Source organism: Actinotalea ferrariae (assembly GCF_019733465.1).
GTDB lineage: Bacteria > Actinomycetota > Actinomycetes > Actinomycetales > Cellulomonadaceae > Actinotalea > Actinotalea ferrariae_A.
The window spans coordinates 1-6,098 of the sequence record NZ_JACVQL010000339.1; the positions used below are offsets into that span (position 1 = coordinate 1).

Below are 6,098 nucleotides of genomic sequence, written 5' to 3' on the forward strand. Positions count from 1 at the left end.
GGTACGTCGTGTGGGCGATCTGGCGCGCGACGTCGACGCCAGCACGGCGGACCGTGCCGCCCCGAACGCAGCCAGCTCGGCCGCACCGGCACCCTGCGCGCCGAACCCGGGCGCCAGCAGCGGCCCGCGGACGCCGGCCAGGTCGATGCCGAGCCGCAGCGCGTCGGCCGCGACCGTCGCACCGACGACCAGACCGACCGAACCGAGCGCACCCGCACCCGCCGGGCCGAGGTCTCCCCCGGCCGCGAGCTCCGCAGCGTTGAGCGCCGCTGCGTGCGCGACGATCACCCCGGCCACCGACGTCGTCGCGTCGGCCGCCGACGGATCGCCGTCTCCCACCACGCGCGCCGCACCGTCGGCCACGGCGCGCGCGTGCTGGACCTCGGCGCCCTCCCTGTTCGACGTGAGCGCCAGGACGAAGAGCCCGCGCCGCGACCGCCCGGCCTCCTCGAGCGCCGGCTCGAGCGAGCCGAACCCCAGGTACGGGCTCACGGTCAGCGCGTCGCCCGCGAGCGGCGAGCCGTCGCGCAGGTACGCGTCCGCGTAGCCCGCCATCGTCGACCCGATGTCCCCGCGCTTCGCGTCGACGACGACCTGCGTCGGAGAGCCGGCCGCCATCGCGATGACCTCCTCGAGCACCGCCACCCCGCGCGACCCGTGCCGCTCGAAGAACGCGGCCTGCGGCTTGAGAGCGGCCACGCGCCCGAGCAGCGCCTCGGTCACGGTCAGCGCGAACCTGCGGAGCCCGTCGACGTCGTCGTCCAGGTCCCACTGCGCGAGCAGCCCCGCGTGCGGGTCGATCCCCACGCACACCGGGCCGTAGGCGGCCATGGCAACCGCGAGCCGCGCGCCGAAACGCGCCCCTCGAGCCTCCGCCCCCACCCCGCCCGTAGTCACCGCGCGGCCGTGGTCGCGCGCGCCGCGTCCCGCAGCTCGAGCCGGTGGTCCTGCAGACTCCGGACGCTGAACGGCCCGGCCCGCAGCGACTCGATCGCCTGCACCGCCGCCGCGAGCTGCTGGACGGTCGTCACGATCGGCTTGTCCGCCGCGACCGTGGCCGTGCGGATCTCGTACCCGTCCGCGCGCGCGCCCTGCCCGGACGGGGTGTTGACCACCATGTCGACCTCGCCGGCGACGATGAGGTCGACGATGGTCGGCTCCCCCGCAGGCCCGCGACCGGCGGAGAACTTGCGGACCACCGTCGAGGCGATGCCGTTGCGCCGCAGCACCGCGGCCGTCCCGTCGGTCGCGAGGATCTCGAAGCCGAGCTCGCTGAGGCGCTTCGCCGGGAAGGTGATGGACCGCTTGTCCCGGTCCGCGACCGAGATGAAGACCCGGCCCGACGTCGGCAGGCCGCCGAAGGCCGCGGCCTGCGACTTCGCGAACGCGGTCGGGAAGTCGACGTCGAAGCCCATGACCTCGCCGGTCGAGCGCATCTCAGGACCGAGCACCGTGTCGACGACGGCGCCCGCGACGGTGCGGAAGCGCTTGAAGGGCAGGACGGCCTCCTTGACGGCGATCGGCGCGTCGAGCCCGAGGGTCCCGCCGTCGCCCGTCGCCGGCAGCACGCCGTCCGCGCGCAGCTGGGCGATGCTTCGCCCCGCCATGAGCAGTGCCGCAGCCTTCGCGAGCGGCACACCCGTCGCCTTGGCGACGAACGGCACCGTCCGCGACGCACGCGGGTTCGCCTCGAGCACGTAGAGCACGTCGGAGACCAGCGCGAACTGCACGTTGATCAGGCCGCGCACGCCCACGCCGGCCGCGATGGCCTCGGTCGACACGCGGATCCGGTCGAGCTCGGCGACGGAGACGGTGACGGGCGGCAGCACGCACGCCGAGTCGCCGGAGTGGATGCCGGCCTCCTCGATGTGCTCCATGACGCCGCCGAGGTACAGCTCGGTCCCGTCGTACAGCGCGTCGACGTCGAGCTCGATCGCGTCGTCGAGGAAGCGGTCGATGAGCAGCGGCGGGATCTCGGTCGCGGGCCCGCTGAGCGCCTGCGCGCCGAGGATCGCCCGCTCGACGTACTCCGCGAGCTGACCGTCGGAGTAGACGATCTCCATGCCGCGCCCGCCGAGCACGTACGACGGCCGCACGAGCACCGGGTACCCGATCCGCTGCGCGACCTCCGTGGCCTCCGCGAGCGTCCGGGCCGTCCCGAACGCGGGCGCGGGCAGGCCGGCGGCGACGAGCACGCGCCCGAACGCCCCGCGGTCTTCGGCGGCGTCGATCGCGGCCGGCGGCGTGCCGAGGATGGGCAGGCCGGCGTCCTCGAGGCGCTGCGCGAGCGCGAGGGGCGTCTGCCCCCCGAGCTGCACGATGATCCCGGCGACCGGGCCGACGGCGAGCTCGGCCTCGTAGACCTCGAGCACGTCCTCGAACGTCAGGGGCTCGAAGTAGAGGCGGTCCGAGGTGTCGTAGTCGGTCGAGACGGTCTCGGGGTTGCAGTTGACCATGATCGTCTCGTACTCGTCGCGCAGGGCGAGCGCGGCGTGCACGCACGAGTAGTCGAACTCGATGCCCTGGCCGATCCGGTTCGGACCGGAGCCCAGGATGATCACGGCCGGGCGCTCGCGCGGCTGGACCTCGGTCTCCTCGTCGTACGACGAGTAGTGGTAGGGCGTCCGGGCGGCGAACTCCGCCGCGCACGTGTCGACCGTCTTGTAGACCGGGCGCAGGCCGAGCGCGTGCCGCAGCTGGCGCACGGTCTCCTCGCCCAGGCCGCGGAGTGAGGCGACCTGCGCGTCGGAGAGCCCGTGCCGCTTGGCGCGCCGCAGCAGCTCCACGCCGAGCTCGGACGACGTCGCGACCTCGTCCGCGATCTCGTTGACCAGCACGAGCTGGTCGAGGAACCAGGGGTCGATCCCGGTGATCTCGTAGACCTGCTCCACGGTCGCGCCGCCGTCGTGGCCGACCGACCGCAGCACCTGCTGCACCTGGATCAGGCGCTCCTCCGTCGGCACCGCGATCGCCGCGAGGAGGCCCTCGAGCTCGGCGCCGGACGGCACGTCCCCCGCCCAGTGGAAGACCGACCCGGACTTGTCGATCGACCGCATCGCCTTGCCGAGCGCCTCGGCGAAGTTGCGGCCCATCGCCATCGCCTCGCCGACCGACTTCATGGTCGTCGTGAGCGTCGCGTCGGCGGCCGGGAACTTCTCGAACGCGAACCGCGGCACCTTGACGACGACGTAGTCGAGCGACGGCTCGAACGACGCGGGCGTCGAGCCCGTGATGTCGTTCGGGATCTCGTCGAGCGTGTAGCCGACGGCGAGCCGCGCGGCGATCTTCGCGATCGGGAACCCGGTGGCCTTCGACGCGAGCGCGCTCGACCGCGACACGCGCGGGTTCATCTCGATGACGACGACGCGACCGGTCTGCGGGTGCACGGCGAACTGGATGTTGCAGCCGCCGGTGTCCACGCCGACCTCACGGATGACGGCGATGCCGATGTCCCGCAGCCGCTGGTACTCGCGGTCGGTGAGCGTCAGCGCGGGCGCGACGGTCACGGAGTCGCCCGTGTGCACGCCGACCGGGTCGACGTTCTCGATCGAGCAGACGACGACGACGTTGTCCGCGTGGTCGCGCATGAGCTCGAGCTCGTACTCCTTCCAGCCGAGGATCGACTCCTCGAGGAGCACCTCGGTGGTCGGCGAGTAGTGCAGGCCCGCGCCGGCGATGCGACGCAGCTGCTCCTCGTCGTAGGCGATGCCCGAGCCGAGGCCGCCCATGGTGAAGGAGGGACGCACGACGAGCGGGTACCCGAGGTCCTCGGCGGCCGCGAGCACGTCCTCCAGGGTGTGCGCGATGAACGACCGGGCGCTCTCGGCGCCGCACCGCTCGACGACCTCCTTGAAGGCCTGGCGGTCCTCCGCGAGGTGGATCGAGGCCGTGTTGACGCCGATCATCTCGACGCCGAACCGCTCGAGCACCCCGGCCTCGTCGAGCGCGATCGCCGTGTTGAGCGCCGTCTGGCCGCCCAGCGTCGGCAGGATCGCGTCGGGCCGTTCCTTCTCGATGATCGACGCCACGACCTCGGGCGTGATCGGCTCGACGTAGGTCGCGTCGGCGAACTCGGGGTCCGTCATGATCGTGGCCGGGTTGGAGTTCACGAGGATCACGCGCAGGCCCTCGGCGCGCAGCACGCGGCAGGCCTGCGTGCCGGAGTAGTCGAACTCGGCGGCCTGCCCGATGACGATCGGCCCGGAGCCGATGACCAGGACGCTGGAGAGGTCAGAGCGACGGGGCATCGGCGGCGGGCTCCTCGGTTGCGGCAGCGGAAGTGGTCGTCGTGGTCGGCGCGGTGTCACCCGTCGCGCGGTCGGGCGCGGTGCCCGTGGTCATGAGCTCGACGAACCGGTCGAACAGGTAGCCGGCGTCGTGCGGGCCGGCGGCCGCCTCGGGGTGGTACTGCACCGAGAAGGCGGGCACGTCGAGGCACTCGAGCCCCTCGACGACGTCGTCGTTGAGCGCGACGTGGGAGACGGTCACGCGGCCGTAGCGGCCGCCGTCGTGCGGTGCGACGGACTCCCCGTCGAGCGGCGCGTCGACCGCGAAGCCGTGGTTGTGCGCCGTGATCTCGACCTTGCGCGTACGCCGGTCCATCACCGGCTGGTTCACGCCGCGGTGGCCGTAGGTCAGCTTGTAGGTGCCGTACCCGAGGGCGCGGCCGAGCAGCTGGTTCCCGTAGCAGATGCCGAAGAACGGGATGCGGCGGTCGAGCACGTCGCGCAGCAGCTCGATCTCGTGCGTCGCGGCGGACGGGTCGCCCGGTCCGTTGGAGAAGAAGACGCCGTCGGGCTGCAGCGCGAGCACCTCGTCGGTGCTCGCCGTCGCCGGCAGGACGTGCGTCCGGATGCCGCGCTCCGCGAGCCGCTGGGGCGTCATGGACTTGATGCCGAGGTCGATCGCGACGACGGTCGCGAGCGGCTCGGCGCCGCTCGCGGGGCCGCGGGCGGGCTCGACCGTGTACGGCTCGGCGACCGTGACCTCGCCCGCCAGGTCGGCGCCCGACATCGCCGGTGCGCCCGCGACCTCGTCGAGCAGGTCCTGGTCGGTGCGGCGCCGACCGCTCGCGTCGACGAGCGCGTCGCCCGAGAAGATGCCGCCGCGCATGACGCCGCGCTCCCGGAGGTGGCGCGTGAGCGCACGCGTGTCGACGTCGCTGATGCCGACGACGCCCTCGGCGTCGAGCGCGTCCTCGAGCGTGCGCCGCGAGCGCCAGCTCGACGGGCGGATCGCGGGGTCGCGCACCACGTAGCCCGCGACCCAGATCCGGGTGGACTCGGGGTCCTCGTCGTTCATGCCGGTGTTGCCCACGTGGGGCGCCGTCATGACGACGATCTGGCGGTGGTACGAGGGGTCGGTGAGCGTCTCCTGGTAGCCGGTCATACCGGTGTTGAAGACGATCTCGCCGAGCGTGCGGCCGCGGGCGCCGAGAGCGCGCCCGGTGAACGTGCGGCCGTCCTCGAGCACCAGGACGGCGGTCTGGTCGGTCATCGCTTCTCCTCGGGCTGGGGGGTCGGGGGGACGGCCGGCGCTGTCATCAGCCCCTGCACGGCGGTCACCAGGCGGTCCAGGTCGGCACGGTGCCGGGGGGGCAGACCGGTGTCGGAGTAGAGCGGAGGCCCGTCGCGGTCCCCCGGCATGGACTCCCAGCGGATGACGACGACGCCCTCGGTGCCGGCCGCCTCGCCGTCCACGGCGCGCACGACCTCCACCTCACGGAGCGAGGCACGCGGGATGGCGACGTGCCGTCCGGCGGGTCGTTCGACCACCACGCCGCCGTCGCGGACGTGCACGGTGGCCGACGACGGGTCGCCGGTGCTGCGCGCCGTGAGCGGGCCGGGCCGCGCGCCCACGGCCTCGGTCGAGACGTGGCCGACGTCGACCGGCTCCGTCCGCGACGCACCGGCGTCGGGCTGCGGGTCGATCGGGCGCCACAGGTGCATCGGCGCTCCGGGGACCGTCGGGCCGAGGACCGGTCCCGGCCCCGACGCGCGCCCCTGCACCGGGTCGGCGGGCGCGGAGCGGGCACGGAGCGACTCGCTGGGCGTCGCGGGCAGCGTCCTCGGCAGCGGGACCTGCGCCCGGCTGGGCAG

4 protein-coding genes are annotated in these 6,098 nt (G+C 73.7%); all 4 read right to left on the reverse strand.

The window, feature by feature from the left end; genetic code table 11:
• On the reverse strand, positions 1-882 hold an 882-nt coding region (gene pyrF / locus ICW40_RS19300), incomplete at its 3' end, for an orotidine-5'-phosphate decarboxylase (protein WP_221655612.1).
• Positions 883-893: 11 nt separating this feature from the next.
• A complete protein-coding gene (gene carB, locus ICW40_RS19305) occupies positions 894-4,247 on the reverse strand; it encodes a carbamoyl-phosphate synthase large subunit (protein WP_221655609.1) in 3,354 nt (1,117 codons plus the stop codon).
• On the reverse strand, positions 4,231-5,496 hold the full coding sequence (gene carA, locus ICW40_RS19310; RefSeq protein ID WP_221655610.1) for a glutamine-hydrolyzing carbamoyl-phosphate synthase small subunit: 1,266 nt from the start codon (positions 5,494-5,496) through the stop codon (positions 4,231-4,233). Before carA ends, carB begins: the two co-directional genes overlap by 17 nt.
• Positions 5,493-6,098: PH-like domain-containing protein (locus ICW40_RS19315; protein WP_221655611.1), on the reverse strand; the 606-nt coding region annotated here is incomplete at its 5' end. The genes ICW40_RS19315 and carA, both read right to left, overlap by 4 nt.